This window comes from Streptomyces griseoruber (assembly GCF_001514205.1).
Classification (GTDB): domain Bacteria; phylum Actinomycetota; class Actinomycetes; order Streptomycetales; family Streptomycetaceae; genus Streptomyces; species Streptomyces griseoruber.
The window spans coordinates 202404-226012 of sequence record NZ_KQ948779.1; the positions used below are offsets into that span (position 1 = coordinate 202404).

At 72.5% G+C, this 23609-nt stretch carries 22 protein-coding genes; 9 read left to right on the top strand and 13 right to left on the bottom strand.

Annotated elements, in window-relative coordinates; translation table 11 throughout:
- Positions 1-76: 76 nt before the first annotated feature.
- Together AQJ64_RS35030 and AQJ64_RS35035 are read right to left on the bottom strand one after the other, a co-directional pair.
- Entirely contained in the window at positions 77-673 is a 597-nt protein-coding gene (locus AQJ64_RS35030) for a GTP-binding protein (protein ID WP_055634923.1), read from the bottom strand.
- A gap of 88 nt (positions 674-761) precedes the next feature.
- On the bottom strand, positions 762-1937 hold the full coding sequence (locus AQJ64_RS35035) for a DUF5685 family protein (RefSeq protein WP_055634924.1): 1176 nt from the start codon (positions 1935-1937) through the stop codon (positions 762-764).
- A gap of 345 nt (positions 1938-2282) precedes the next feature.
- Here AQJ64_RS35035 and AQJ64_RS35040 point away from each other — a divergent pair, with 345 nt between their 5' ends.
- On the top strand, positions 2283-2720 hold the full coding sequence (locus tag AQJ64_RS35040; RefSeq protein WP_055634925.1) for a cell division protein SepF: 438 nt from the start codon (positions 2283-2285) through the stop codon (positions 2718-2720).
- Between the two features lie 42 nt (positions 2721-2762).
- Here AQJ64_RS35040 and AQJ64_RS35045 read toward each other — a convergent pair whose 3' ends face one another.
- Positions 2763-3953, bottom strand: a complete 1191-nt coding sequence (locus AQJ64_RS35045) for an acyl-CoA dehydrogenase family protein (protein ID WP_055634926.1) — start codon at positions 3951-3953, stop codon at positions 2763-2765.
- Positions 3954-4015: 62 nt separating this feature from the next.
- Entirely contained in the window at positions 4016-5629 is a 1614-nt protein-coding gene (locus AQJ64_RS35050) for an MFS transporter (protein ID WP_055634927.1), read from the bottom strand.
- A 249-nt stretch (positions 5630-5878) separates the two neighbouring features.
- On the opposite strand from AQJ64_RS35050, the gene AQJ64_RS35055 reads away from it, so the two are divergent.
- Together AQJ64_RS35055 and AQJ64_RS35060 are read left to right on the top strand one after the other, a co-directional pair.
- Positions 5879-7153, top strand: a complete 1275-nt coding sequence (locus AQJ64_RS35055; RefSeq protein WP_055634928.1) for a mannosyltransferase family protein — start codon at positions 5879-5881, stop codon at positions 7151-7153.
- A 195-nt stretch (positions 7154-7348) separates the two neighbouring features.
- The gene (locus AQJ64_RS35060; protein ID WP_055634929.1) at positions 7349-8377 is read left to right on the top strand and encodes a phosphatase PAP2 family protein; all 1029 of its coding nucleotides are present in this window, start codon (positions 7349-7351) and stop codon (positions 8375-8377) included.
- A 110-nt stretch (positions 8378-8487) separates the two neighbouring features.
- Here the strand turns inward: AQJ64_RS35060 and AQJ64_RS35065 are convergent, their stop codons facing one another.
- Positions 8488-8688 (bottom strand): I78 family peptidase inhibitor, encoded by a 201-nt coding sequence (locus AQJ64_RS35065; protein WP_055634930.1) that lies wholly within the window; start codon positions 8686-8688, stop codon positions 8488-8490.
- 321 nt (positions 8689-9009) lie between these two features.
- Between AQJ64_RS35065 and ctaD the strand changes: the two genes are divergently transcribed.
- Positions 9010-10674 carry an aa3-type cytochrome oxidase subunit I gene (gene ctaD, locus AQJ64_RS35070; protein ID WP_055634931.1) on the top strand — a complete coding sequence of 555 codons (1665 nt, stop codon included), beginning with the start codon at positions 9010-9012 and terminating at the stop codon, positions 10672-10674.
- Here the strand turns inward: ctaD and AQJ64_RS35075 are convergent.
- Entirely contained in the window at positions 10662-11945 is a 1284-nt protein-coding gene (locus tag AQJ64_RS35075; RefSeq protein ID WP_059203292.1) for an ABC transporter substrate-binding protein, read from the bottom strand. The two genes, ctaD and AQJ64_RS35075, sit on opposite strands and share 13 nt — an antisense overlap.
- On the bottom strand, positions 11914-12438 hold the full coding sequence (locus tag AQJ64_RS35080) for an MTB12 C-terminal domain-containing protein (protein WP_059203305.1): 525 nt from the start codon (positions 12436-12438) through the stop codon (positions 11914-11916). The genes AQJ64_RS35075 and AQJ64_RS35080 overlap by 32 nt, the downstream gene beginning before the upstream one ends.
- Before the next feature lie 107 nt (positions 12439-12545).
- Here AQJ64_RS35080 and AQJ64_RS35085 point away from each other — a divergent pair, with 107 nt between their 5' ends.
- From AQJ64_RS35085 to AQJ64_RS35095, 3 genes are read left to right on the top strand one after another with little or no spacing between them, the layout of a single operon-like run.
- Entirely contained in the window at positions 12546-13019 is a 474-nt protein-coding gene (locus tag AQJ64_RS35085) for a hypothetical protein (RefSeq protein ID WP_059203293.1), read from the top strand.
- A complete protein-coding gene (locus AQJ64_RS35090) occupies positions 13019-15685 on the top strand; it encodes a branched-chain amino acid ABC transporter permease/ATP-binding protein (protein ID WP_059203294.1) in 2667 nt (888 codons plus the stop codon). The genes AQJ64_RS35085 and AQJ64_RS35090 overlap by 1 nt, the downstream gene beginning before the upstream one ends.
- Positions 15679-16314 carry an ABC transporter ATP-binding protein gene (locus AQJ64_RS35095; protein WP_059203306.1) on the top strand — a complete coding sequence of 212 codons (636 nt, stop codon included), beginning with the start codon at positions 15679-15681 and terminating at the stop codon, positions 16312-16314. Before AQJ64_RS35090 ends, AQJ64_RS35095 begins: the two co-directional genes overlap by 7 nt.
- 68 nt (positions 16315-16382) lie before the next feature.
- On the opposite strand, the gene AQJ64_RS35100 is transcribed toward AQJ64_RS35095, so the two are convergent.
- Positions 16383-17102 (bottom strand): LysM peptidoglycan-binding domain-containing protein, encoded by a 720-nt coding sequence (locus tag AQJ64_RS35100; protein ID WP_059203295.1) that lies wholly within the window; start codon positions 17100-17102, stop codon positions 16383-16385.
- A gap of 515 nt (positions 17103-17617) precedes the next feature.
- On the opposite strand from AQJ64_RS35100, the gene AQJ64_RS35105 reads away from it, so the two are divergent.
- Positions 17618-18400 carry a hypothetical protein gene (locus AQJ64_RS35105; protein WP_059203296.1) on the top strand — a complete coding sequence of 261 codons (783 nt, stop codon included), beginning with the start codon at positions 17618-17620 and terminating at the stop codon, positions 18398-18400.
- A gap of 119 nt (positions 18401-18519) precedes the next feature.
- Entirely contained in the window at positions 18520-18924 is a 405-nt protein-coding gene (locus tag AQJ64_RS35110; RefSeq protein WP_059203297.1) for a hypothetical protein, read from the top strand.
- Between the two features lie 45 nt (positions 18925-18969).
- On the opposite strand, the gene der is transcribed toward AQJ64_RS35110, so the two are convergent.
- The 5 genes from der to aroH form a co-directional block, all read right to left on the bottom strand.
- Positions 18970-20451 (bottom strand): ribosome biogenesis GTPase Der, encoded by a 1482-nt coding sequence (der, locus tag AQJ64_RS35115; protein WP_055636535.1) that lies wholly within the window; start codon positions 20449-20451, stop codon positions 18970-18972.
- 108 nt (positions 20452-20559) lie between these two features.
- Entirely contained in the window at positions 20560-21270 is a 711-nt protein-coding gene (locus AQJ64_RS35120; protein ID WP_420876559.1) for a lysophospholipid acyltransferase family protein, read from the bottom strand.
- Positions 21228-21914, bottom strand: coding sequence for a (d)CMP kinase (cmk, locus tag AQJ64_RS35125; protein ID WP_055636534.1), 687 nt, complete (start codon positions 21912-21914; stop codon positions 21228-21230). Before cmk ends, AQJ64_RS35120 begins: the two co-directional genes overlap by 43 nt.
- A 116-nt stretch (positions 21915-22030) precedes the next feature.
- Positions 22031-23125 (bottom strand): prephenate dehydrogenase, encoded by a 1095-nt coding sequence (locus tag AQJ64_RS35130; protein WP_055636533.1) that lies wholly within the window; start codon positions 23123-23125, stop codon positions 22031-22033.
- Positions 23122-23484 (bottom strand): chorismate mutase, encoded by a 363-nt coding sequence (gene aroH / locus AQJ64_RS35135; protein ID WP_055636532.1) that lies wholly within the window; start codon positions 23482-23484, stop codon positions 23122-23124. The genes AQJ64_RS35130 and aroH overlap by 4 nt, the downstream gene beginning before the upstream one ends.
- Between the last annotated feature and the right edge of the window lie 125 nt (positions 23485-23609).

A 23609-nucleotide genomic window follows, 5' to 3' on the forward strand; every position in this document is an offset into this window, starting at 1 on the left:
CCGTTGACCGCCGGGGACGCTTTCGCGTTCTCCCCCTTCGCCTTCACACACCCCTCCCCTCGCTTCACACGCACCTTCAGCGCGCCCCGGCCACCCGTACCCCGGAGGAAGCCCGCACCCCGATCACCCGATCCATCAGCACCCCCAGAACATCCCGCACAGACCCCCGCTCCCGTGCGTCGCACTCCAGCACCGGCACCTCGGGATCCAGCCCCAGCACCCCCCGGACCTCCTCCAACGCGCACCGCTCGGCCCCGTCGAACCGATTCACCGCCAGCACGAACGGCGCCTCCTGCGCCTCGAAGTAGTCGACGGCGGGGAAACACTCCTCGAGCCGCCGGGTGTCCGCGAGGACGACCGTCCCCAGCGCGCCCTCCACCAGGTCGTCCCACAGGAACGAGAACCGTCCCTGCCCGGGCGTCCCGAACAGATACAGCGCGATGGCCGGATCGAGGGTGATGCGCCCGAAGTCGAGCGCGACGGTGGTCCTGGTCTTGGTCTCCACCCCTTCCAAGGAGTCGACTCCCACCGACACCTGGGTGATCGCCGCCTCGGTGTCGAGGGGCTCGATCTCGGAAACGGCCCCGATGAAGGTCGTCTTGCCGACCCCGAGCCCCCCGCTCACCACGATCTTCACGGCCAGCGGCACGGTCTTCTCTGAACGCCCGGGCATGATCCCTGATCCTTTCGAGCTTCCGTGTCTCGACAGGAGATACGTCACGGAGGGGCCCGGCACTCACCGCGTGTGTCACCCGTGTGTGTCAGCAGGAACAGTCGCAGCCGCAGCAGTCGCATCCGTCGCAGCAGTCGCAGTTGCAGCAGTCGCAGTTGCAGCAGTCACCGCACCCGCAGTCGCAGTTCCCGCAGTCACAGTTGGTGCAGCAGCCCTCGCGCCTCCTCCGCGACCACGGCCCCTCGAACTCGTCGGCACAGCACACCTGGCAGGTGCAGAAGAGCCCGAGCGCGACCGCGCACCCGGCGAGCAGCCCGCGCGGCCGCTCGGGCGGCGCGGGCATCTGCGGCGGAGGACCGAACGCGGCACGGCCCTCATGCGCGGCCCCGGGATGAGCGTGCCCGCACGAGGACGTCCCGAACGCCCGGTCCACCGACCGCTCCAGCTCATGCGCGAGCAGCAGATGTGCCAGCCGCCCCTCCGTGAACTCGACGTCCCTCAAAGCGAGCCGTATCCCGTGCAGGGCGTCGTCCGCGAGCCGCCGGGCCTCGGTGAGCGGGGTCCCGGTGGCCGTGAGGGGGTTCCAGGCGCCGGCCTCGGCGTCGGCGGCCCGGTCCTCGACGGCGTCCAGCAGATGGGCGAGCCGTCCGAAGAGCCGCCCGGCCTCGGCGAGCGGGACGGCGTTGCCCGGCCGGCCCGCGAGAACCGCGGTGTGCGCGAAGGCGGCGGCCGTGGCGGTCTCGGTCGGCTCGGTGACGGTCAGCAGCGAAGTACCGGGCCCGGCCAGCGCCTCCAGCCCGACCTGCCGGTCCACGGCGTCCACCAGGACCGCCGTGTCGAAGCCGACGGCGGCCCCGCCGCGCTCCCCGGCCCGCCCCCAGCTCCTGGCGACCCTGCGGGCGGCGACGGCGACCGGACGCCGCGCCAGCAGCCCGTCCCCGTCGGCGACATGGTCGCGCACCTTGGCCGAGGCCAGCACCAGCGAGACGGCCGCCGCGAGCCGCGCTCCCTCCCCCTGGGCGACGGAGGCGGTGCGCATCCCGCGGAGCGGGCACGGACCCGCCGTACGCCGCCGTCCTCCCCCGGACCCGGCCTGAGCCTCCGTCAGAACCGAGATGAGCAGCCCGTCGTAGTTGGTGACGACCCGGGCGAACTGGCCGTGGTCACCGCGCAGCGCGAGACACAGCCCGCACAGATGCGCCACCCACTGGCTCTTGAGCCGCTCCCCGAGCCGGTGACTGCACGGTCTGACAATTCCGAACATGACAACCCCCGTGGTCCGCAGTCCGTGTTCCACTGCCCCGAGAGCCAGGCCCTCAAGACATTGAGCTGGCGCATGCTATCGGCCGATAATCGACGTTGAACGCTCCGCCCTGTTCACCCGTACGCACCACGTATCACCCGTACGCCACGAACAGTCATATTTCACTCTCAGTCAGCAGCCGTACACAGCAGGACCCTTGGGAGACGCGGGCTCTCGACGGATTCTCTGTGCACCAGTACCGTCACAAACCCCCCGCGCGGCGTCTATCCACTTGGCGCGACATCCGCATCATGGACGACCATGGGATGCGGAAAGGAAGAAAGACCGCTGTGAGAGGAGGCGTCCATGGGATCGGTGCGCAAGGCGAGTGCCTGGCTTGGCCTCGTCGACGACAACGATGACGAGCGTTACTACGACGACGACTACTCCGAGGGGACCGACTCGCAAGACGCCTGGGTCACCGACCCGCGCGTCAAGGTCGCCTCGGACACGGCCGAGGAGAAGGGCCGCCGGATCGGCACGGTCACCCCGGACAGCTTCCGGGACGCGCGGCTGATCGGTGAACTGTTCCGCGAGGGCGTGCCGGTCATCGTGAACCTCACGGCCATGGAGGCCGGGGACGCCAAGCGCGTCGTCGACTTCGCGGCCGGGCTGATCTTCGGACTGCGCGGTTCGATCGAGCGGGTCTCGACCCGGGTGTTCCTGCTGACCCCGTCCAACACGGAGATCGTGAACGGCGACCCGGCCGGGCACCGCACGGACGGTTTCTTCAACCAGAGCTGAGGCAGGGCCGCTCGCCGGCCCCGCCTCGGCCCCCGGGCCGGGTCAGCGGAAGGCGTCGAGTCCGGTGAGCGCCTTGCCCAGCACGAGCTGGTGCATCTCGACGGTGCCCTCGTAGGTGAGCACCGACTCCAGGTTCGTCGCGTGCCGCATGACGGGATACTCCAGCGAGATCCCGTTGGCCCCGAGGATCGTCCGCGCGGTGCGGCAGATCTCGATGGCCTCCCGCACGTTGTTGAGCTTGCCGAAGCTGACCTGCTCGGGACGCAGGCGGCCGGCGTCCATGCGCCGCCCCAGATGGTGGGCGAGCAGAATCCCCTTGTGCAGTTCGACCGCCATGTCGGCGAGCTTGGCCTGGGTCAGCTGGAACCCTCCGATGGGCCGCCCGAACTGCTCGCGGGTGCGGGCATAGCCGACGGCGGCCTCGAAACAGGTGCGGGCCGCGCCCATCGCGCCCCACACGATCCCGTACCGGGCGTGCGACAGACAGCTCAGCGGCCCCCGCAGTCCGACGGCCTCCGGCAGCACGGCGTCCTCGGGCAGCCGCACCTCGTCCAGCACCAGCTCACTGGTCACACTGGCGCGCAGCGACCACTTGTGCTTGATCTCCGGCGCGGAGAATCCGGGGCTGTCGGTGGGCACGACGAATCCGCGAACGCCTCCGTCGGTCTGCGCCCAGACGACGGCGACCCCGGCCACGGACCCGTTGGTGATCCACATCTTCCGTCCGCTGAGCACCCAGTCCGAGCCGTCGCGCTTGGCGTACGTCCGCATGCCGGCCGGGTCGGACCCGTGGTCGGGCTCGGTGAGCCCGAAACAGCCGATGACCTCGCCGGAGGCCATCCGGGGCAGCCACGCCTGCTTCTGCTCCCCGGAGCCGAACCGGTGGATCGCGTACATGGCGAGGGAGCCCTGCACGGACACCAGGGAACGGATCCCGGAGTCGGCGGCCTCCAGCTCCAGACAGGCGAGCCCGTACTGCACGGCGCTCGCCCCGGCGCACCCGTATCCGTCGAGCGACATCCCGAGCGCCCCGATCGCGCCGAGCTCCCGGGCGAGTTCCCGGATCACCGGCAGCTCCCCGCGCTCGTACCACTCGGCGACGAACGGCTCCACCCGCTCCGCGGCCCAGCTCCGCACGGTGTCGCGGATCGCCAGGTCCTCCGGTTCGAGCAGATCGTCGATCCCGAGCGGATCGGCGGGGTCGAAGGGGGGCAACTTCGAGGACGCGGACATGGGATCCTCCACCAGCACGAAAACTAGCACCGCTAGTCACGATGTCGGCTCGAAGGTACCACTCAGCGAACGGTCAGCGGTGGCGCGTGGGTGGGAGAAGGCTCCCGCTCGCGGGGAGCGGGCAGTTCCACGGTCGCCGACTCGCAGTGCATCGTCCGGGGCAGCCTCAGCGCCATCACCGCGCCCAGCAGCAGCAACCCGGCACTGACCAGCAGCGTGACATGCAGCCCGTGCACGAAGCTGTCCTTCGCGACCCGCCGCAGCGCCGTCCCGGCCGGCCCGCCGAGCTGCCCGGCCACCTCATAGGCCTCGCCCAGCGAATGCCCCGCGGCCGCCGACGCGGACGCCGGCACCCCGGGCACGGAGGACAGCCCGGGCGTGTACGCCGCGTTCATCACGCTGCCCAGCAGCGCGATCCCGATCCCCGCCCCGAGCTGGTAGGAGGTCTCGCCGATCGCCGCCGCGCCTCCCGCCCGTTCCGGCGGAGCCTCGCTCAGCATCGACTCGTACGCCGCGAACAGCGTCGTCTCCAGCCCGAACCCGAGCAGCACGAACCCGGACAGCAGCAGCCCCGCGTTGTCCGCCTTGCCCATCGCGGTGAGGAGCAGCACGGCGAGCGCGGTCAGCAGGAACCCCGCGCACACCATCCGCCGCGGCCCGAACCCGCGCAGCAGCCGCGCCCCGGCCAGCCCCGCCGCCATCGCGGCGAAGGTCAGCGGCAGGAGTCGCAGACCCGTCTCGAGCGGGGAGAGACCGAGCACCAGTTGCAGGTACTGCGCGGCGATCAGCTCCAGACCCACCAGCGCCAGCATCGCCAGCACGATGCACCCGACGGAGGTGCTGAACGCCGGCCGGGAGAACATCCGCAGGTCCACCAGCGGATGCTCCCGCCGCCGCTGACGCCGTACGAAGAGGACCATCAGCACCGCACCGACCAGCAGCGGCACCACGGTGAACGCACCGGACTCGGCGCCGCCCAGCCGCTTGACGCCGAGGACGAGAGCGAACAGCCCGGCCGCCGCCATCAGCGCGCCGACCACGTCCCAGGGCCCCTCGCCGGTGCCCCGCGACTCCGGCAGCAGCAGCCGCCCCACCGGGAGGCTGACCAGCATCAGCGGGATGTTGACGAGGAAGACCGAGCCCCACCAGAAGTGTTCGAGGAGGAAACCGCCGAGCAGCGGTCCGACCGCCGCGCCGACCGCGGCCACCGCGCTCCAGATGCCGATGGCGAGCGCCCGTTCCCGGCGGTCGGGGAAGACCTGCCGCAGGATCGACAGGGTGGCCGGCATGATCATCGCGCCGCCGACGCCGAGCAGGGCCCGCGCCAGGATCAGCACCTCGGCGCTTCCGGCGAAGGCCGCCAGTGCGGAGGCGACGCCGAACAGGGCGTACCCGAGCAGCAGGATCCGGCGGCGGCCCACCTTGTCGCCGAGCGTGCCGAACAGGATCAGCAGCGAGGCGCAGACCAGTGGATAGGTGTCGACGATCCAGAGCAGCTCGATCGCGCCGGGCCTGAGGTCCTCGGTGACCGCGGGCACCGCGACGTGCAGCACGGTCGCGTCGACCGCGACCAGGAGCAGGCTGACGCAGAGCACCACGAGCACGACCCAGCGGTTGGCACCGGCCCCGGCCGCCCGACGGCGCAGCCCGACGGCGGCCGTGGTCGTCCCGGACATGTACGTACCTCCCAGGTGATCCCCTCGGTCCGGCGGGCTCGCGGGACGGGGACTCCCCGCGACTCGGCCGGAGAGGAGCGGTGGTCTCCGGCCCGCGCAAACGAACACGAGTGACTCGCAGCGTACGCGAGTCCGCGCCAGGGCCACGTGGCGGAACTCTCACACTTCACAGCGAACCCATGTGGCGTACACCACTTCCCGAGCGGCCGTTTTCCCGGCCGGCGTACCGCCCGGTCGATAATCGGGCCCGTGACCGATCTTGGAACGCGCGTGGTGCCTCCCGGTGGTACGGCCCTGCGCCGGGCGGCCCCCGCCCTGCTGGGCTACGCGGCCGTACGGGGCCTGGGCCTGCTCGTCCTGGCCCTGTGGAGCGCCGCCCGCGGCAAGAGCGCGCACACCCTGCTGACGGCCCGCTGGGACGCCCTCTGGTACACCAGGGTGGCCGAGCTGGGGTACGGCTACGAGGTCCGGCTGCCCAACGGGGACGTCCACTCGAACCTCGCCTTCTTCCCGTTGCTGCCGTGGCTGGAAAGGCTGCTGCACGCGGTGAGCCCGCTGTCCTACGCCGACGCCGGGTTCACGGTCGCGCTGCTCGCCTCGCTCGCCGCGGCCTGGGGGATCTTCGCGGTCGCCGATCATGTGTACGGCCGTCGGGTGGGCGTGTGCGCGGTGCTCGTGTGGGCGCTGCTGCCGGTCGGGATCGTGCAGTCGATGGCGTACAGCGAGTCGCTGTTCACCGCGCTCGCCGCCTGGTCGCTGTACGCGGTGCTGACCGGACGGTGGGTGACCGCGGGTGTGCTCGCGTCGCTGTCGGGTCTGACCCGCCCGGTGGGGCTCGCGGTGGTCGCGGCGGTCTGGGCGGCCGGTCTGGCGTCCTTCCTGCGGGACCGGGGCGCGTCCTCGGGGTCCCCGTTCGGGCGGAGTGGCAGCACAGCGCCCGAGCCCGGCGCGCGCCCGACTGAACGCGCCCCCGGTCCGCCCGCCGACCGCGCTCTCCGGCGCGAGGCGGCACCCGAGGGCGCCCGCCCCGCCGTACGCGCCCTCGGCATGTTCCTCGCGCCCCTGGGCACCGCGGGCTATGTGCTGTGGGTCGGCCACCGCACCGGCCGCGGCCCGCTCGGCTATCTCGACGTCCAGGCGGGCTGGCGCAACGGCTTCGACGGCGGTTACGCCTTCGCCCGCTTCATCGCCGACAAGTTCACGTCGTTCCCGTCCGCTCCGGCCGGTCTGGGCCTGATCGTCGGCGTCGCCGCGCTGATCCTGCTGTACGTCGTCTGCGTACGGCAGCGCCAGCCGCTTCCGCTGCTGGTCCACAGCGGTGCGGTGCTCGCCCTCGCCCTGTGCGCGTCGAGCTACTTCGGCTCGAAACCGCGCCTGCTGCTGCCCGCCTTCCCGCTGCTGTTCCCGCTCGCCCTGGCCCTGGCCCGGCCGCGCACCCCGAGGGCGGCGCTGGTCGTGGGCGGTGTCGCGCTGGCGTCGGCCGCGTACGGGGCGTGGTGGCTGAACGGTTCCGGCCCTCCGTGAGTTTCCGGTGAACTCATTCATAAGTTCCTTAAAACTGTCTCCCACAATGATCAAAGGAATTGAAGGGATGGATGTTCGAGGATTAGCGAATCCGCAGGAATTAAGCCCCTCCTGAGAGCAATCCCACATCACATGGTCATCACAAACCAGAGGATTCGGCCGGGTGCCGAGCTCACTCGCTGTAACGTCGTTTAGGTGCGTACCGAACGAAACCTCACCCGTCTGGACCGGGTGTTCGCCAGGCTCGACCGGGAGCCGGAACGACCGGCCCACATCGACGTGCCGAGGATGAGCCGGCACCGGATCGCGCTGTTCGCGGCGACCCTGGCCTTCTACCTGGCGATCGTGTGGCTCGTGGTGATCACCTCGTGGCTGGTCCGCCTCGACTGGCAGGTCATGTTCTTCCGGCCGTACCAGCAGTGGCCCGAGATCCACGCGTTCCTGGACTACTACGTCGTCCTCGGCCAGCGCGGCCCGACCGCCGTCATGGTCGCGGCCTGGCTCGGCTGGAGATCCTGGCGGCAACACACCCTGCGCCCGCTGCTCACGCTGGGCGCCTCGCTGCTGCTGCTGAACATCACCGTCGGCGCCGCCAAGCTCGGCATGGGCCGGCTCGGACCGCACTACGCGACCACCATCGGCTCCAACGAGATGGGTCTGGGCGGCGACATATTTCCCAGCGGCCACACCGCCAACGCGGTCGTGACCTGGGGAATCCTGGCCTATCTGGCCTCCACTCCACGAGCCCGCCGCTGGCTGTCCGCCGTCTCCGCCGTGGTCTCGCTGGGCGTCGGTCTGACCACCGTCTACCTCGGTACGCACTGGCTGAGCGATGTGGTGCTCGGCTGGGCCGCGGGGCTGCTGATCCTGCTGGCCCTGCCCTGGTGCGAGCCGCTGATCGCCCGCGCCGAGGTCGGCATCCTCGACCTGCGCGACCGCTGGCGCGAACGCCGCGCCGGCACCCTCCCGGCGCCGGCCGCCCCCGTCGCCGTACCCGTGCCGTTCGCACCGCGGCCCACGGCGCAGGAGGAGGCCGCGGCGGCCCGCGAGACGGTCGCGGCCGCCCGTTCGCCCCGGGCGCCGGTCTACCTGACCCCGGGCCCGCACACGCCCCGCTCCGAGCGCACCCCGGTCACCCCCGCCGGCAGCCGAAGACCCCCGCACACCGAGCGTCTGCCGCGCGGGGCGACCGCCTCCGCGGCCCGGCCGCTGACCGGCGGCTGACCGGCCGCCATCCCTCCGAGCGGCGGGACCACCGGTACGCACGACCGGTCCCGCGACCGAAGGCCCCGGTTCCCCTCCTGACGGGAACCGGGGCCTTCGCCGTGTCGCGCTCAGCCCTTCCAGGCCCGCGCCACCCGCCCGTCGCGCACCTCGAAGTTCAGCCGCCCGAAGCGGTACTCCATGGTGATGATCGCCCCGGGCGCCAGTGAGCGGACGGTCGACCACCCCCGTTCCCGGGCCAGCCGCTCGGCGTGAGCGGCGTCGAGGCCGACGTATCCGTCCGGATTGTCCTGGGGCTCGTTCACTGACATACGGCCCACGCTAGGCCGCGCGGGGCCGCCGGGGAAACCCCGGAACGCGGATGTGGATCACTCCGGTCACACTTCTGTCACAGGATCACGACGGGTGTTCCGGTCGAACTTGGTCACACGAACGAGCGGTTCCCGGAGCCTTCCGTATGCATTCGAACGTAATTCCCGCGTGTCGTCACCGCTTCTCGAATAAACCGGCGGAATGTTCCCGGAGAATCCTCCCCCGAGCCCCTTTCCCCGGCCTTTCCGCACGGGTTCGCGGGAGCTGACACCTCGTAGGAAATGCACCACTCCGCCACACAACCTCCGCAGGGGCGAGCGATGGGGACACAGACCGTACCGGCGACGGCACCACCCGCGCGGCGCAGGCGCCGGGGCCGCGTGGTCGTCGACTGGCTCACCACCACCGACCACAAGAAGATCGGTCACCTGTACCTGATCACGTCGTTCGTGTTCTTCCTGATCGGCGGGGCCATGGCCCTGGTGATGCGGGCCGAACTCGCCCGGCCCGGACTTCAGATCGTGGACAACGACCAGTTCAACCAGCTGTTCACGATGCACGGCACGATCATGCTGCTGCTCTTCGCGACCCCGTCCTTCGCGGGCTTCGCCAACGAGCTGATGCCGCTCCAGATCGGCTCCCCGGACGTCGCCTTCCCCCGGCTGAACATGTTCTCGTACTGGCTGTTCCTGTTCGGCGGGCTGATCGTGCTCGGCTCCCTGCTCACCCCGGACGGGGCCGCCGCCTTCGGCTGGTTCGCCTACGCGCCGCTCAACAGCGGCCGGTTCTCCCCCGGCATCGGCCCCGACCTGTGGATCATGGGGCTGGCGCTGGCCGGGTTCGGCACGATCCTCGGCGCGGTCAACTTCGTCACCACGATCCTCGGGATGCGCGCCCCCGGCATGACCATGTTCCGGATGCCGATCTTCACCTGGAACGTCCTGTTCACCTCGGTCCTGGTCCTCTTCGCGTTCCCGGTGCTGGCGGCGGCCCTGCTGGTGCTGGAGGCGGACCGAAGGCTCGGCGCCCAGGTGTTCGACGCGGCCAACGGCGGGGCGCTGCTGTGGCAGCACCTGTTCTGGTTCTTCGGGCATCCCGAGGTCTACATCATCGCGCTGCCGTTCTTCGGGATCATCACCGAGATCATCCCGGTCTTCAGCCGCAAGCCGATCTTCGGCTATCTCACCCTGGTCGGCGCGACCATGACGATCACCGGTCTGTCGATCGTCGTGTGGGCGCACCACATGTTCGTCACGGGCGCGGTGCTGCTGCCGTACTTCTCGTTCATGAGCTTCCTGATCGCCGTCCCGACGGGTGTGAAGTTCTTCAACTGGACCGGGACCATGCTCAAGGGCTCCCTGTCGTTCGAGACGCCGATGCTGTGGGCGACGGGTTTCCTGGTGACGTTCCTGTTCGGCGGGCTGACCGGGGTGATCCTGGCCTCGCCGCCGATGGACTTCCAGGTCAGCGACTCGTACTTCGTCGTCGCACACTTCCACTACGTCGTCTTCGGCACGGTCGTCTTCGCGGTGTTCGCCGGATTCGCCTTCTGGTGGCCGAAGTTCACCGGGAAGATGCTGGACGAACGGCTGGGGAAGATGCACTTCTGGACGCTGTTCGTCGGCTTCCATCTGACGTTCCTGGTGCAGCACTGGCTGGGCGCGGAGGGCATGCCCCGCCGGTACGCCGACTATCTCGCCGCCGACGGCTTCACCGCGCTGAACACCGTCTCGACGATCGGCGCGTTCCTGCTCGGTCTGTCCACGCTGCCGTTCCTCTACAACGTCTGGAAGACCACCAAGTACGGCGAGAAGGTCGAGGTCGACGACCCCTGGGGGTACGGCCGCTCCTTGGAGTGGGCGACCTCCTGCCCGCCGCCGCGGCACAACTTCACGACACTGCCGAAGATCCGCTCGGAGTCCCCGGCGTTCGATCTCCACCACCCGGAGTACGCGGCCCTGGAGGCGGCCGATCAGGGCGTGTAGGCGAGCTGGGGGACGTCGAAGCAGGTGCGGTCCATGTCCCCCTGGGTGATCCATCCCCTCCCGTCGCGCCAGCGGGCGACCGACAGACAGGTCCACCGGGTCTTCGGCGGTGCGGCGAGCCGTTCGAAGCGGACGGGGATCAGCAGGCCGCCGGCGTCGAAGCCCTCGCTGCGGTCCATGAAGGCGTCCACGCACGCGCGCGTGATCCCGCTCGCCGCGCAGGACCGCGCCGCCCGCGTGAACCACAGGGCCGCCGCCCACCCCTCCAGCTGCCACTGGGAGTGCGTCGGCAGGCCCTTCGTCGCCTCCCGGAACTCCCGCACGGCCGGGTCGGAGGTGTCGTCGAAGTTCCGGCTGGACCCGGTCACCCACAGGGCGTTGCGGCAGGCCGGGGAGTTCCCGTAGTCCTCGGGGACGGTGGACGTCCAGTTCTGCACATTGGTGACCTTGGCCGTGACATGCGCGCCGACCTGGTCCATCGCCTCGCACAGCCGTGCGTTGCCATGGGTGTCGAGGGCGTCGAGGACGAGGTCGGCGCCCTGCGCCTTCAGGTCGGCGGCGGCGGCGCGGAAATTGGGCAGCGCGAAGTCGACCTGTTCCCCGACCACCCGGTAGCCCTCGGCCTTCAGCCCCCGTTCGACGAGCCGGGCGTAGGACGCGGACGCCGGCTGGTTGTAGGAGACGACGGCGGCGGTACGGGCGCCGTGCTCGCGCTTGAAGTAGCGGTAGACCTCGGTGCCGCCGTACAGCTCGCCGCCCCAGCCCGGCGTGCCGTTCCGGGGGGCGAGGCTGCCGTAGATGCCGTAGAGGTGCGGCCAGGTGTCGTAGGCGGGGCCGATGGGCTGGCCGCCGATGTCGGGCACGCGCGCGCGGGAGACGCGGGGGGCGCCCGCGTAGGCGAGGGAGGTGGTGGCGACGAGGGCGACGACCTTGTCCTCGTCGAGCAGCTGGTGCACACAGGTGTTGTTCCCGACGCCGCTGCCTCCGTCGTCGCACAGCCGCACCTCGACGCGGTGGCCGTCGATCCCGCCGCGCGCGTTGATCCGGTCGAAGTAGGCCACCGCCCCGTCGCGCGGCCCGGTGAAGGCGGCGCCGCCGACGGGGCTGGTCGTGCTGGTGATCACGCCGACGCGGACCGGGGCGGTCCGCGGGGTGGCGGTGGCGTGCTCGAAGTCGCTCTCCGGGAGCCGGCTGCCGCAGGCCGCGCTCAGCAGGAGCAGCAGCGTGGCGGCAGCGCTCTCAGCAACCCGGGACCGCCGACGCCGACGCATCACCGCTCAGCCCGACCAGGGAGCACAGGGTGGTGACGGAGACCTTCCAGGTGCCGTCCTGGAGGACCGCCTTCCCGGTGGCGTTCGGCAGCGCGGTCGCGCCGTCGAGGGTGAGGGTGTACGTCACGGTCGCCTCGGTCGGGGAGGTGAACGCGACCTTCTGGACCTCGGCCGCCACCTGTCCGCCGCGCTGGTCCCCGCCGAAGGCCCGGAGCATCGGGCCCATCATCCGGCCGTTCTCCAGCAGGGCCTGCTTGTCGGCGGTGGAGGTGGCCGGGTCGAAGAACTTCTGCCAGTTCTGCCGGACCTGCTGCTCGGCCGCCGCCGTGTCGCTGGGCGCGGTGGCCGCCCCGCCGACCGTCGCGGTGGCCGTCGCGGTCGCCTTGCCGCCCCCGTCGTCGCTGCACGCCGCGAGGGCCGGGGCGAGCGCGAGGAGCAACGCCGCCGCCAGTGCCGTGCCCCGCGTCCGTCCGAGGTCGCTCCCGAGAAGCATCACGCTCACCACCGGGTGTCGGTCCGGGCGTGCGCGCCCGGTCCTTTCAGGGTCAGCTTGCAGAAGGCATAGTGCAAGCCATCGGCGGACTGCGGCGGGAGCGTGGGATGCGGACAGGACGACTGCGGACCGTGCCCCCCGTCCTGTGGGCCGGCTGGGTCGCGCTGGCCACCGGTGCGGTGCTGTGCGTCGCGGGCTGGTACGGCGTCTCGGGCGAGCGCTTCACCGCACGGCAGCTCCCCTACATCGCCTCCTGCACGGTGCCGGGCGCGGCGCTGATCGTCGCCGGGGCGGTCCTGCTGGCGTCCGGCCGGGCGCCCGCCGCCACCGCGCGCGTGGAGGAGCTCTACGGCCTTCTGGTCGCCGCCGGCGAGGAGCCCGGGGCGCCGGAGCCGGCGGTGTCCGCGCCCGTCGCGGTCAGCGGTGAGCTGCGGATGGTGCCCGGGGGCACGCTGTGGCACCGGGCGGACTGTCCGCTGGTCGCCGGGAAGCCGGAGGCGGTGCCGGTGGACGGCAGGCTGCTGGCCGGCGGCGACCTCGACCCGTGCCCGATCTGCGAACCGGACGCGGCGGACTCCTGATGTCGTCCCTGACCTACGACCTCACGCTCGCCGGCCTCGCCGTCGGCGGCGCGGCCGCCCTCACGGGCATCGGTCTGATCGTCACCCACCGGGCGACCGGGGTCCTCAACTTCGCGCACGGGGCCATCGCGATGGTCTGCGCCTACGCGCTGCGGCAGTGCGTGGTGGAGTGGGGGTGGCCGCTGTGGCTCGGGGCCGTGGCGACCCTGGTCTTCCTCGCGCCCGCGATCGGGGTGCTGCTGGAACGGTTCGTCTTCCGTCCGCTCGCCGTCCTGGGCAACGATCCGGCGCGGACCCTGGTGGCGTCGATCGGCGTGTTCGTGCTGCTGGTGGGCGGGGCGGCGCTGGTGTGGGGGCAGGGGGCGCGCGACGACGCGCCCGAGCTGGTCCCGGCGGATCCCTGGGGGCAGCTCGCCGTGGTGCTGGTCCTGGCCGCCGGGGTCGGCGCGGTGATCCGGTGGACTCGCTTCGGGCGGGAGCTGCGGGCGGTGGTCGACGACCGGGAGCTGGCCGTGCTCGGCGGCGTGGACGCGGACCGGGTCGCGGCGGCGGGCTGGGCGTTCGGCTCGTTCACGGCCGGGGTGACGGGCGTGCTGCTGGCGCCGTACGTGCGGCTCGACCCGTACGGCCTGCCGCTGCTGGTGATGGAGGTGCTCGCGGTCGCGGTGGCGGCCGGGATGCGCAGCCTGCCCGTCGCGGTGGCGGTGGCGCTCGGTATCGGGATCGCGCAGAGCCAGCTGACCCGGCTGCACCCGTCGGGCTGGGCCGCCCCGCTGGTGCAGGCGGTCGGCGCCAACCTGTTCGTGGTCGCCCTGCTGGTCGCCGCGCTCGTCCTGCCCGGGGTGGGCGCGCCGCGTGACGCGCCGCCCGCCCCGGTGGGGACACGCGTGCGTACCCCGCCGGGAGCGTGGGGGGTGGCCGCGGTGCTGTTCCTGCTGCCGCTCGGCTTCGCGGGGTCCGATCTGCACACCGCGGTCCAGGTGCCCGCCCTGGGGGTGATCCTGCTGTCCCTGGTGGTGGTCACCGGGCGCGGCGGCCAGATCTCCCTCGGGCAGGCGGCGTACGCGGGACTGGGCGCCCTGTTCACCGCGCTGCTGGCCGCGGGCCGCTTCCCCGGACTTCCCCGCCTCCCCGAGCTGACGGCGCCGGTCGTGGCGGTCCTGCTGGTGGCCCCGCTGGGCCTGCTCACCGGTTGGCCGGCGATCCGGCGCCACGGCCTCGCCCTGGCCCTCGCGACCTTCGCGGTCGGGGTCGGCGTGAGCCGTTTCGTCTTCGCCCAGCCGTACGCCACCGCGGACCTGTCCCTGGGCCGCCCCGCGGGCTTCGAAGGGGACCGCGCCTACTACGTCCTGGAGCTGGCCCTGCTCGCCCTGGCCCTGCTGGCCACGCGGGCGCTGCGCCGGGGTCGCACCGGGCGGGCCCTGGCGGCGATGCGGGACCACGAACCGGGCGCCTCGGCGGCGGGCGTGCGCGTGCCGTCCCTGAAACTGCTCGCCTTCGTCGTGGGGGCGGCGCTGGCCGCGCTCGGCGGCGCCCTGCTCGGCATGGGCCTGCGGGCCTTCGACGCCACGGCCTACGACCCCGTCCGCGGTCTGCTCTGGTTCGCGGCGGTGGTGGTCCTGGGCGCGGACAACACCCTGGGCGCGCTCGTGGCGGCGGCCCTGCTGGTGGGGCTGGACGCGGGCGCCCGCGGCGGGGTGGCGGCGGCCCTGGTCGGCGTCCTGGCGGCCCTGACGGGACGCTTCCCGGACGGCCCGTACGAGGCCCTGCGGGCGGCATGGGCACGGGTGGAGGCACGGCGGAGGGGGGTGCTGACGCCGTTGGGGGTGCGGGTGCGGAAACGGCTCGTGCCCCGCGCCGCCGCGGTCTCACCGGTCACCGCCCCGCCGCACGCCCACGAGACCGTCCCCACGCCGTCCGCACCGGACCGCCGCCCGCCGCGCCGCACGTCCCGGGCCGCCCGCGCGCCGGCCCCGCTTCTTCTCGCCGCCCGGCATCTCCAGGCCCGCTACGGCGGCTTCACCGCTCTCGACGGGGTCGGGCTCGACGTGCCCGCCGGGCGGGTCACCGCCGTCGTCGGGCCCAACGGTGCCGGGAAGAGCACGCTGTTCCACTGTCTGGCCGGCACCCTGCGCCCGGTCCGCGGGCAGGTGCTGTTCGCCGGGCGGGACATCACCCGGCGGCCGGCGCACGCGCGTACCCGGCTCGGTGTCGCGCGGACCTTCCAGCAGCTCGCCGTGTTCCCGTCGCTGACGGTGGCGGAGAACGTGCGGGTGGGCGCCGAGCAGGGCCGGCGCGGCGGGCCGGAGGCGGTGGAGCGGGCGCTGGCGCTGTTCGGGCTGGACGGGCCGGTCCGCGCGCGGCCCGCCGCAGGGCTGCCCACCGGCACCCTGCGCCGGGTCGAGCTGGCCCGGGCCTGCGCGGGAGGCCCGCGCGTGCTGCTGCTGGACGAGCCGGCCGCCGGGCTGGACACGGACGAGGTGAGCGCGCTGGCCAGGATCCTGCGCGCGCTGGCCGCCGAGGGCACCGCCCTGCTCGTCGTCGAGCACGACCTCGATCTGGTCGCCGGGCTGGCGGACGTCGTGCACGTCATGGCGGCCGGCCGGATCGTCGCCTCGGGCCCGCCGGACCGTGTCCTCGGCTCGCTGGAGGAGGCGGCCTGGTGATCTCGCTGCGGCACGCGCGCGTGCGTTACGGCCCGCTGGAGGCCCTGCACGGCGTCACCCTCACCGCCCCCGCGCCGGGCCTCACCGTCCTGCTGGGCCGCAACGGCTCGGGCCGTACGACGGTGCTGCGGGCGCTGGCCGGTGCCGTACCGCTGGCGGGCGGGGCGGTGGTGTGGGACGGGGCGGACGTGACCCGGATGCCCGCGTTCGAGCGGGCACGGCGCGGGCTGTGCCTGGTGCCGGAACGGCGGGCGGTGTTCGCCTCGCTGACGGTCCGGGAGAACCTGGAGCTGTCCGGGGCCGACCCCGACCTCTACCCGCCGCTGGTGCCGTTGCTCGCCCGCCGCGCCGGGACCCTGTCGGGGGGTGAGCAGCGGATGGTGGCCCTGTGCCGCGCCCTGTCGGCGCACGCGCGCGTGGTCCTCGCCGACGAGCCGGCCCAGGGGATGGCCCCGGCGGCCGCCTCCCGGACGTACGCCCTGCTCGCCTCGCTCGACGCGTGCGTGGTCCTCGCCGAACAGCGGCTGCCGCCCGCGCTGCGCGCCCGGCGGGCCCTCGTGTACGAACTGCGGCGCGGGGCCGTCGTGTTCGCCGGGGAGGCGGGTGAATGGGCTCGGCGCGCCCGCTGAACACGGCGGCCCCGCCCGGTGGGTGGTCCGGACGGGGCCGTGAGCCCGGCGGGGCCGGGACGTCCGGCTCAGTACGCGAGGCGCTGGCCCGGCAGGATCAGGTCCGGGTCGTTGCCTATGACGGTCCTGTTGGCGGCGTAGAGCCGCTGCCAGGTGGTGTTGTGCGCGGCGGCGATGGTGCTGAGGGTGTCGCCGACCCGGACGGTGTAGTCACCGCGGCTGCTGCCGCGCGAGGTGCTGGTCGTGGTGCGCTCGGGCGCCTTGGACGAACTGCTCCGCGACGAGCCGGACTTCGTCGTGTCCGCCGGCTTGCTCGACCGGGTCGACGTGCCGGAGCTCGACTTGCTCGAACTCGACGTGCCGGAGCCCGACTTGGTGGGGCTCGACTGGGTGGAGGAGGACCCGGAGGTCGACGGGGCGCTGCCGGTGGCTCCGGCGCGGGCCGAGCAGACCGGCCAGGCGCCCCAGCCCTGGGACTTCTGGACCTTGGTGGCCACGGCGATCTGCTGTTCCCGGCTGGCCCCGTCGGCGGTGGCCGCGTAGGCCGAGCCGCCGTAGGCGCGCCAGGTGGAGGCGGAGAACTGCAGTCCGCCGTAGTAGCCGTTGCCGGTGTTGATGTGCCAGTTGCCGCCGCTCTCGCACTGGGCGATGCGGTCCCACACCCCGCTGTCCGCCGCCGCGGCGTTGCCGCTCGCGGCCAGCAGTCCCAGGGGGGCGAGCAGTGCCGCCCCGGCGAGGACCGCCGTCTTGCGCGTCTTACGGGTGGAGTGATCGGCACACTCGGACATGAAGTTCCCTCTCTGCAAACCCGGGTCTCCCCCGGGCGGGGCGCTTCCCACGTGTCGACGCGGGTGTCACGCTCCGCCCCGTCCGCCGGCGGTGTCGCTGCGCCTGGTCCTGCTCTGCGCGGCCGGTGGACGTACCCGAGCGGTGCTCGCTGCACACGGCGGAGCAATCTAGGGAGCCTGACGATCCGTTATCAACCAGATCCCTGTTCCCGCAGGCCAGTTGAGGGTTACCGTGAGTAGTAGTGAATTTCGGCCACCCACTACATCCCCTGATGTCGCTTTTTGTCGGACAGTTGTCGAGGCGTGCTGTGAGTCAGTTCACGGGATCAACCTCCGTGACCTCCCCGTTACTTGACGGGGGGTGTCGGATTCCCCACGGAACGTGACCATCCGTGTTCGGTGATGTGAACGACTCAGTCGTCCAGCGTGACCCCCACCACAGCTCCCCCGTTGTCATCTCATGAGCCGGGAACCCGCCCGGCCCGCCAACGCACCGCCTTCCGAGGGAGTCACCCGTGCCGCGCATGCTCGACGTCAGCGACGAGGTACGCGCCGAGATCGGCGACGAAGAAGCCGACCGGCTGCTCGCCGGAGACAACGCCCCGGGCAGTTACGACTGCACCTCCTGCCGCACCCCGGGCGACTCCGCGCACGAGCGCACCAGCACCGTCCTGTTCATCGGGGACGAGACCGCCGTCCTCGCCTTCGCCCACGCGACCTGTCTGCCCTCGCAGGTCGTCCAGGTCACCGAGGAGCAGCTCCAGGGCGCCGTCCGCTCCATCAGCGGCGACACCGTCGACCTGGACCCGCAGAAGGTCGTCCCCGAACAGGCCGTGCTCGGGGTGACCAGCGGGCTCGTCCTGCTCGCCGGGGAGCTGCACCCCGCGCTGGTCGTCGAGCCCACCGCGCCCATCGTGCGCCCGGGCACCACCGGTGCCGGGGACGACTTCCTGCCGCTCCTCATCGAGCAGGGCTTCATGCCGCTGTCCGAGCTGTCCGAGGTGCCGCCGGTGCAGCACGGCTGGTCCGTGCTGCTGGCGATGGGTCAGCTGCACGCCGTGCTCCAGCCCTCGGCGAACGGCGGGCAGCCGGTCGCCTGGTGGCAGGCGCACCAGCCGCTGCAGGTGACGGAGGGGTGGCGGGCCGCCGCCAACAAGCACCAGCAGGTGCTGATGTTCGCCGCGCCGGTGGGCTCGATCGGGCGGCAGCCGCGGGAGGATCTGCTGCGGGACGCGCTCGACAAGGCCGCGGCGAACGGGAAGCTGGTGGGTGCGGCGATGCCGCTTGCGGGTACCTGAGTTCGTTCGTCGTGGCTGGTCGCGCCCACGCGGCGGAGCCGCGTCTGAGTACAGCCCCGCGCCCCTGAAGGGCGACTGCGGAACCGCATCCCTTCACGCGACGGGTCGTTCTCCCTTACGTGCACAGCTACGAGGTTCCCCGCCGCCCCGTGTATCCGTCGGTCCCCTCCGCGCGACCGGCCCAGGACTCCCGGGGCGGCCCGTCGGCCACGCCGATCTACGACGCGCTCTACGCCGAGTACGTCAAGACGTTCCGCTCGCTGCCGGGTGACCGCAGCGGCGAGGACGATCTGGGGTTCACCGCCTTCGGGAACATCCCGCACCGTACGGAGGAGCCGACGGTGTACCGGCCCGGCTCCTTCAGCCACTCCTACAGTGCCTACAGCGCGGGCGCGCACAGCGCCCGGCAGCAGTCGCAGTGGCAGCGGGTCGGGCAGATCGGCCAGCAGCAGACGGAGCGGCAGCAGACGGCGATGGTGCCCGTCCCGGCGGCGCTGCCGCCCGTTTCCCGAAGGGGGTTCTGAGCGAGGGGAGTCCGTGACCGCGTCACGGACTCCCCTCGCTCAGGCCTACTTCTTCTTGCCGCGCTTCTCGCGCACCCGCACCGAGATATGGATCGGGGTGCCCTCGAAGCCGAACTCCTCGCGCAGCCGGCGCTCGATGAAGCGGCGGTAGCCCGCCTCGATGAAGCCGGAGGCGAACAGGACGAACCGCGGCGGCTTGGTGCCCGCCTGGGTGCCGAACAGGATGCGCGGCTGCTTGCCGCCCCGGACCGGGTGGGGGTGGGCGGCGACCAGCTCGCCGAGGAAGGCGTTGAGGCGGCCCGTGGGGACACGGGTCTCCCAGCCGGCCAGGGCGGTCTCGATCGCCGGGACCAGCTTCTCCATGTGCCGCCCGGTGCGCGCCGAGACATTGACCCGGGGCGCCCAGGCGACCTGGCCGAACTCGGTCTCGATCTCCCGCTCCAGGTAGTAGCGGCGCTCCTCGTCGAGGGTGTCCCACTTGTTGTAGGCGATGACCATCGCCCGGCCGGCCTCGACGGCCATCGTCACGATCCGCTGGTCCTGGACCGAGATGGACTCGGAGGCGTCGATCAGGATGACCGCCACCTCGGCCTTCTCGACCGCGGCCGCGGTGCGCAGGGAGGCGTAGTAGTCGGCGCCCTGCTGGAGGTGGACCCGCTTGCGGATACCGGCGGTGTCGACGAACTTCCAGGTCACGCCGCCGAGATCGATGAGCTCGTCGACCGGGTCACGGGTGGTGCCGGCGATCTCGTTGACGACGACGCGCTCCTCGCCCGCCACCTTGTTCAGCAGCGAGGACTTGCCGACGTTCGGGCGGCCGATGAGGGCGATCCGGCGGGGGCCGCCGATCCCGGCGCCGCCGAAGGTCTGCGCGGGAGCTTCCGGCAGCACGTCCAGGACGGCGTCCAGCATGTCGCCGGTGCCGCGGCCGTGCAGCGCGGAGACCGGGTGCGGCTCGCCGAGGCCGAGGGACCACAGGTACGCGGCATCCGCCTCCCCGCTCGGCCCGTCGACCTTGTTGGCGCACAGCACGACCGGCTTGCCGGCCTTGCGCAGCAGCCGTACGACGGCCTCGTCGGTGTCGGTGGCACCGACCTTGGCGTCCACCACGAAGACGACCGCGTCGGCCGCCTCGATCGCGTACTCGGCCTGGGCGGCCACGGAGGCGTCGATGCCGAGGACGTCCTGCTCCCAGCCGCCGGTGTCGACGACCTTGAAGCGGCGGCCCGCCCACTCGGCCTCGTAGGTGACGCGGTCGCGGGTGACGCCGGGCTTGTCCTCGACAACGGCCTCGCGGCGCCCGATGATCCGGTTGACGAGGGTCGACTTGCCGACGTTCGGCCGGCCGACGACGGCGAGCACCGGGAGCGGGCCGTGTCCGGCCTCCTCGATGGCGCCCTCGACGTCCTCGAGGTCGAAACCCTCCTCCGCGGCGAGCTCCATGAACTCCGCGTACTCGGCGTCGCCGAGCGCCCCGTGGTCGTGCCCGAAGCCGTCCGAGCCGCCGGGCTGGATGTGGTCGTTCATGAAGTCCGTACCTCGTCGTTCCATCGTGGTGGTCGGTGGATCACCCCGTTTGTTCCGGGTTGATCCACTACTCAGTGTCGCCCAGGGCCCGGTCGGGCGCCCTGCGTTTTATGCGCCCGTGGGCGGGCGGCCGGTGAGCCGCCGGGCGTGGTCCAGGTGGGCGGCCAGGTTCTTCTGGATGCGCTCGGTCGCCTCGTCCAGCGCCTTGCGCGTACGCCGTCCGCTGCCGTCGCCCGCCTCGAAGGGGTCTCCGAAGACGACGTCGACGCGGGAGCGCAGCGGGGGCAGCCCCTTGATCAACCGTCCGCGCCGCTCGGAACTTCCCAGCACCGCGACGGGCACGATCGGCGCCCCGCTGCGCACGGCGAAGTAGGCGAGCCCGGCGCGCAGGGAGGCGAAGTCGCCCTCGCCGCGGGTGCCCTCGGGGAAGATGCCGAGGACGCCGCCGTTCTCCAGGACGCCGAGGGCGCGGGCGATCGCCGTGCGGTCGGTGCTCGTGCGGTCGACCGCGATCTGGCCGGTGCGGACCATGAAGGTGCCGACCGGCCCGATGAACGCCTCCTTCTTCACCAGGAAGTGCGACGCCCGGGGCGCCACCCCGATGACCATCGGGCCGTCGAGGTTGTGGGAGTGGTTGGGCGCGAAGATCACCGGACCGCTGGCGGGCACCTTCCAGGCGCCCAGCACCCGCGGCCGCCACAGGCCGTACATCAGGCCGACGCCGATGCGCCGGCCGATCTCGGCACCCCGCTCCGAAGGCGGCTGGCTCAGCTCGCTCACTTTCCGGCCCGCTTCTCCTCGACGAGGGTGACCACGCACTCGATGACCTGGGCGAGGGTCAGCTCGGTGGTGTCCACCTCGACGGCGTCGTCCGCCTTGGCGAGCGGGGAGGTCTTGCGGGAGGAGTCGGCCGCGTCCCGCTGGATCAGCGCCTCGCGGGTGCTGGCCACGTCGGCGCCCTTGAGCTCGCCGCTGCGGCGGGCGGCCCGCGCCTCCGCCGAGGCGGTGAGGAAGATCTTCAGGTCGGCGTCGGGCAGCACGGTCGTCCCGATGTCCCGCCCCTCGACGACGATCCCGTGCTCGGCGTCGGCGGCCAGCGACCGCTGGAGCTCGGTGATCCGGGCCCGCACCTCGGGCACCGCGCTGACGGCGCTGACCCGGGAGGTGACCTCCTGGGTGCGGATCGGGCCGGCGACGTCCACGCCGTCGACGGTGATCGTCGGGTGGGCCGGGTCGGTGCCGGAGAGGATCTCCGCCTTGCCCGCGACGGCGGCGATGGCCGTGGGGTCCTCTATGTCGATCCCGTTGGTGACCATCCACCAGGTGATCGCCCGGTACTGGGCGCCGGTGTCCAGGTAGCTCAGCCCGAGCTGGGCGGCCACGGCCTTGGACGTGCTCGACTTGCCCGTGCCGGAGGGACCGTCGATGGCGACAATCACGGGCTGGGCGGCGCCGTTTTCCACGGGGGGACACCTTCCTGGTGCGAGGCGGTGGGTGTGCGGGGCGCGACTGTGCCCCGCACAAGGTTACCGGGCACGGGTCACCCTTCCGGCCGAGGCCGGTACCAGGTCCGTACCGCCTACTGCCGGATCGCCCAGCCCCGCTCCTTCAGCGCCGCCGAAAGGACCGCCGCCGACTTCGGTTCGACCATGAGCTGCACCAGACCCGCCTGCTGCCCGGTCGCGTGTTCGATCCGTACGTCCTCGATGTTGACGCCCGCCCGCCCGGCGTCCGCGAAGATGCGGGCCAGCTGTCCCGGCTGGTCGTCGATGAACACCGCGACGACCTCGTACGCGCGCGGGGCGGCACCGTGCTTGCCGGGGACGCGGACCTGTCCGGCGTTGCCGCGGCGCAGGACGTCCTCGATGCCGTCGACACCGTCGCGGCGCTTGGCCTCGTCGGAGGACTGGAGCGCGCGCAGGGCCCGCACGGTCTCCTCCAGGTCGGCGGAGACGTCGGTGAGCAGGTCGGCGACCGGCCCCGGGTTCGCGGAGAGGATGTCGATCCACATCCGGGGGTCGGAGGCGGCGATCCGGGTGACGTCCCGGATGCCCTGCCCGCACAGCCGTACGGCGGCCTCCTCGGCGTTCTCCAGCCGGGCGGCGACCAGGCTGGAGACCAGGTGGGGCATGTGGGAGACGAGCGCGACGGCGCGGTCGTGCGCGTCGGCGTCCATCACCACGGGGACGGCCCGGCAGTGCGAGACGAGTTCCAGGGCGAGGTTGAGGACCTCGGTGTCGGTGTCCCGGGTCGGGGTCAGCACCCAGGGCCGGCCCTCGAAGAGGTCGCCGGTCGCGGCCAGCGGGCCGGACTTCTCCCGGCCGGACATGGGGTGGGAGCCGATGTACCTCGACATCACGGACGGGTCCAGGCCGAGCGCCTCCAGCTCCCGGCGCGGCCCGCCCTTGACGCTGGCCACGTCCAGGTAGCCGCGGGCCACGCCCCGGCGCATCGCGTCGGCGAGCACGGCGGCCACATGGGCGGGCGGGGCGGCGACCACGGCGAGGTCGACGGGCCCCTCGGGCGCCTCGTCGGTGCCGGCGCCGAGCGCGGCGGCGGTCCGGGCCTGTCCGGGGTCGTGGTCCTCCAGGTGCACGACGACGCCCCGCTGGGCGAGGGCGAGGGCGGCGGAGGTGCCGATGAGCCCGGTTCCGATGACGAGCGCGGTCCTCACTGGGCGATGTCCTTGCGCAGAGCGGCGGCGGCGCCGAGGTAGACATGGCTGATCTCGGCGCGCGGCCGGTCGGACTCGACGTGCGCGAGCAGCCGGACGACCCGCGGCATGGCGCCCTCGACGGCGAGCTCCTGGGCGCAGATCAGCGGTACGTCGACGATGCCCAGCTTGCGGGCGGCGGCGGCCGGGAAGTCGCTGTGCAGATCGGGCGTGGCCGTGAACCAGATGCTGATCAGGTCGTCCGCGCTGAGGGAGTTCCGCTCCAGGACGGCGGTGAGCAGGGCCCCGACCTGCTCGTCCATGTGTCCGGCCTCGTCGCGTTCCAGTTGGACGGCTCCCCGGACCGCTCGTACCGCCACGGCGCTGCTCCTTGCTGATGTACGGCTGGTGAGGCGTCCAAGCCTAGTCAGCCCGCGCCGGGCCGGGTGCGCCCCGCCCGCCCCCTGAGACGCGGCGCGTCCTGTTGCGGGGCACCACCGATACG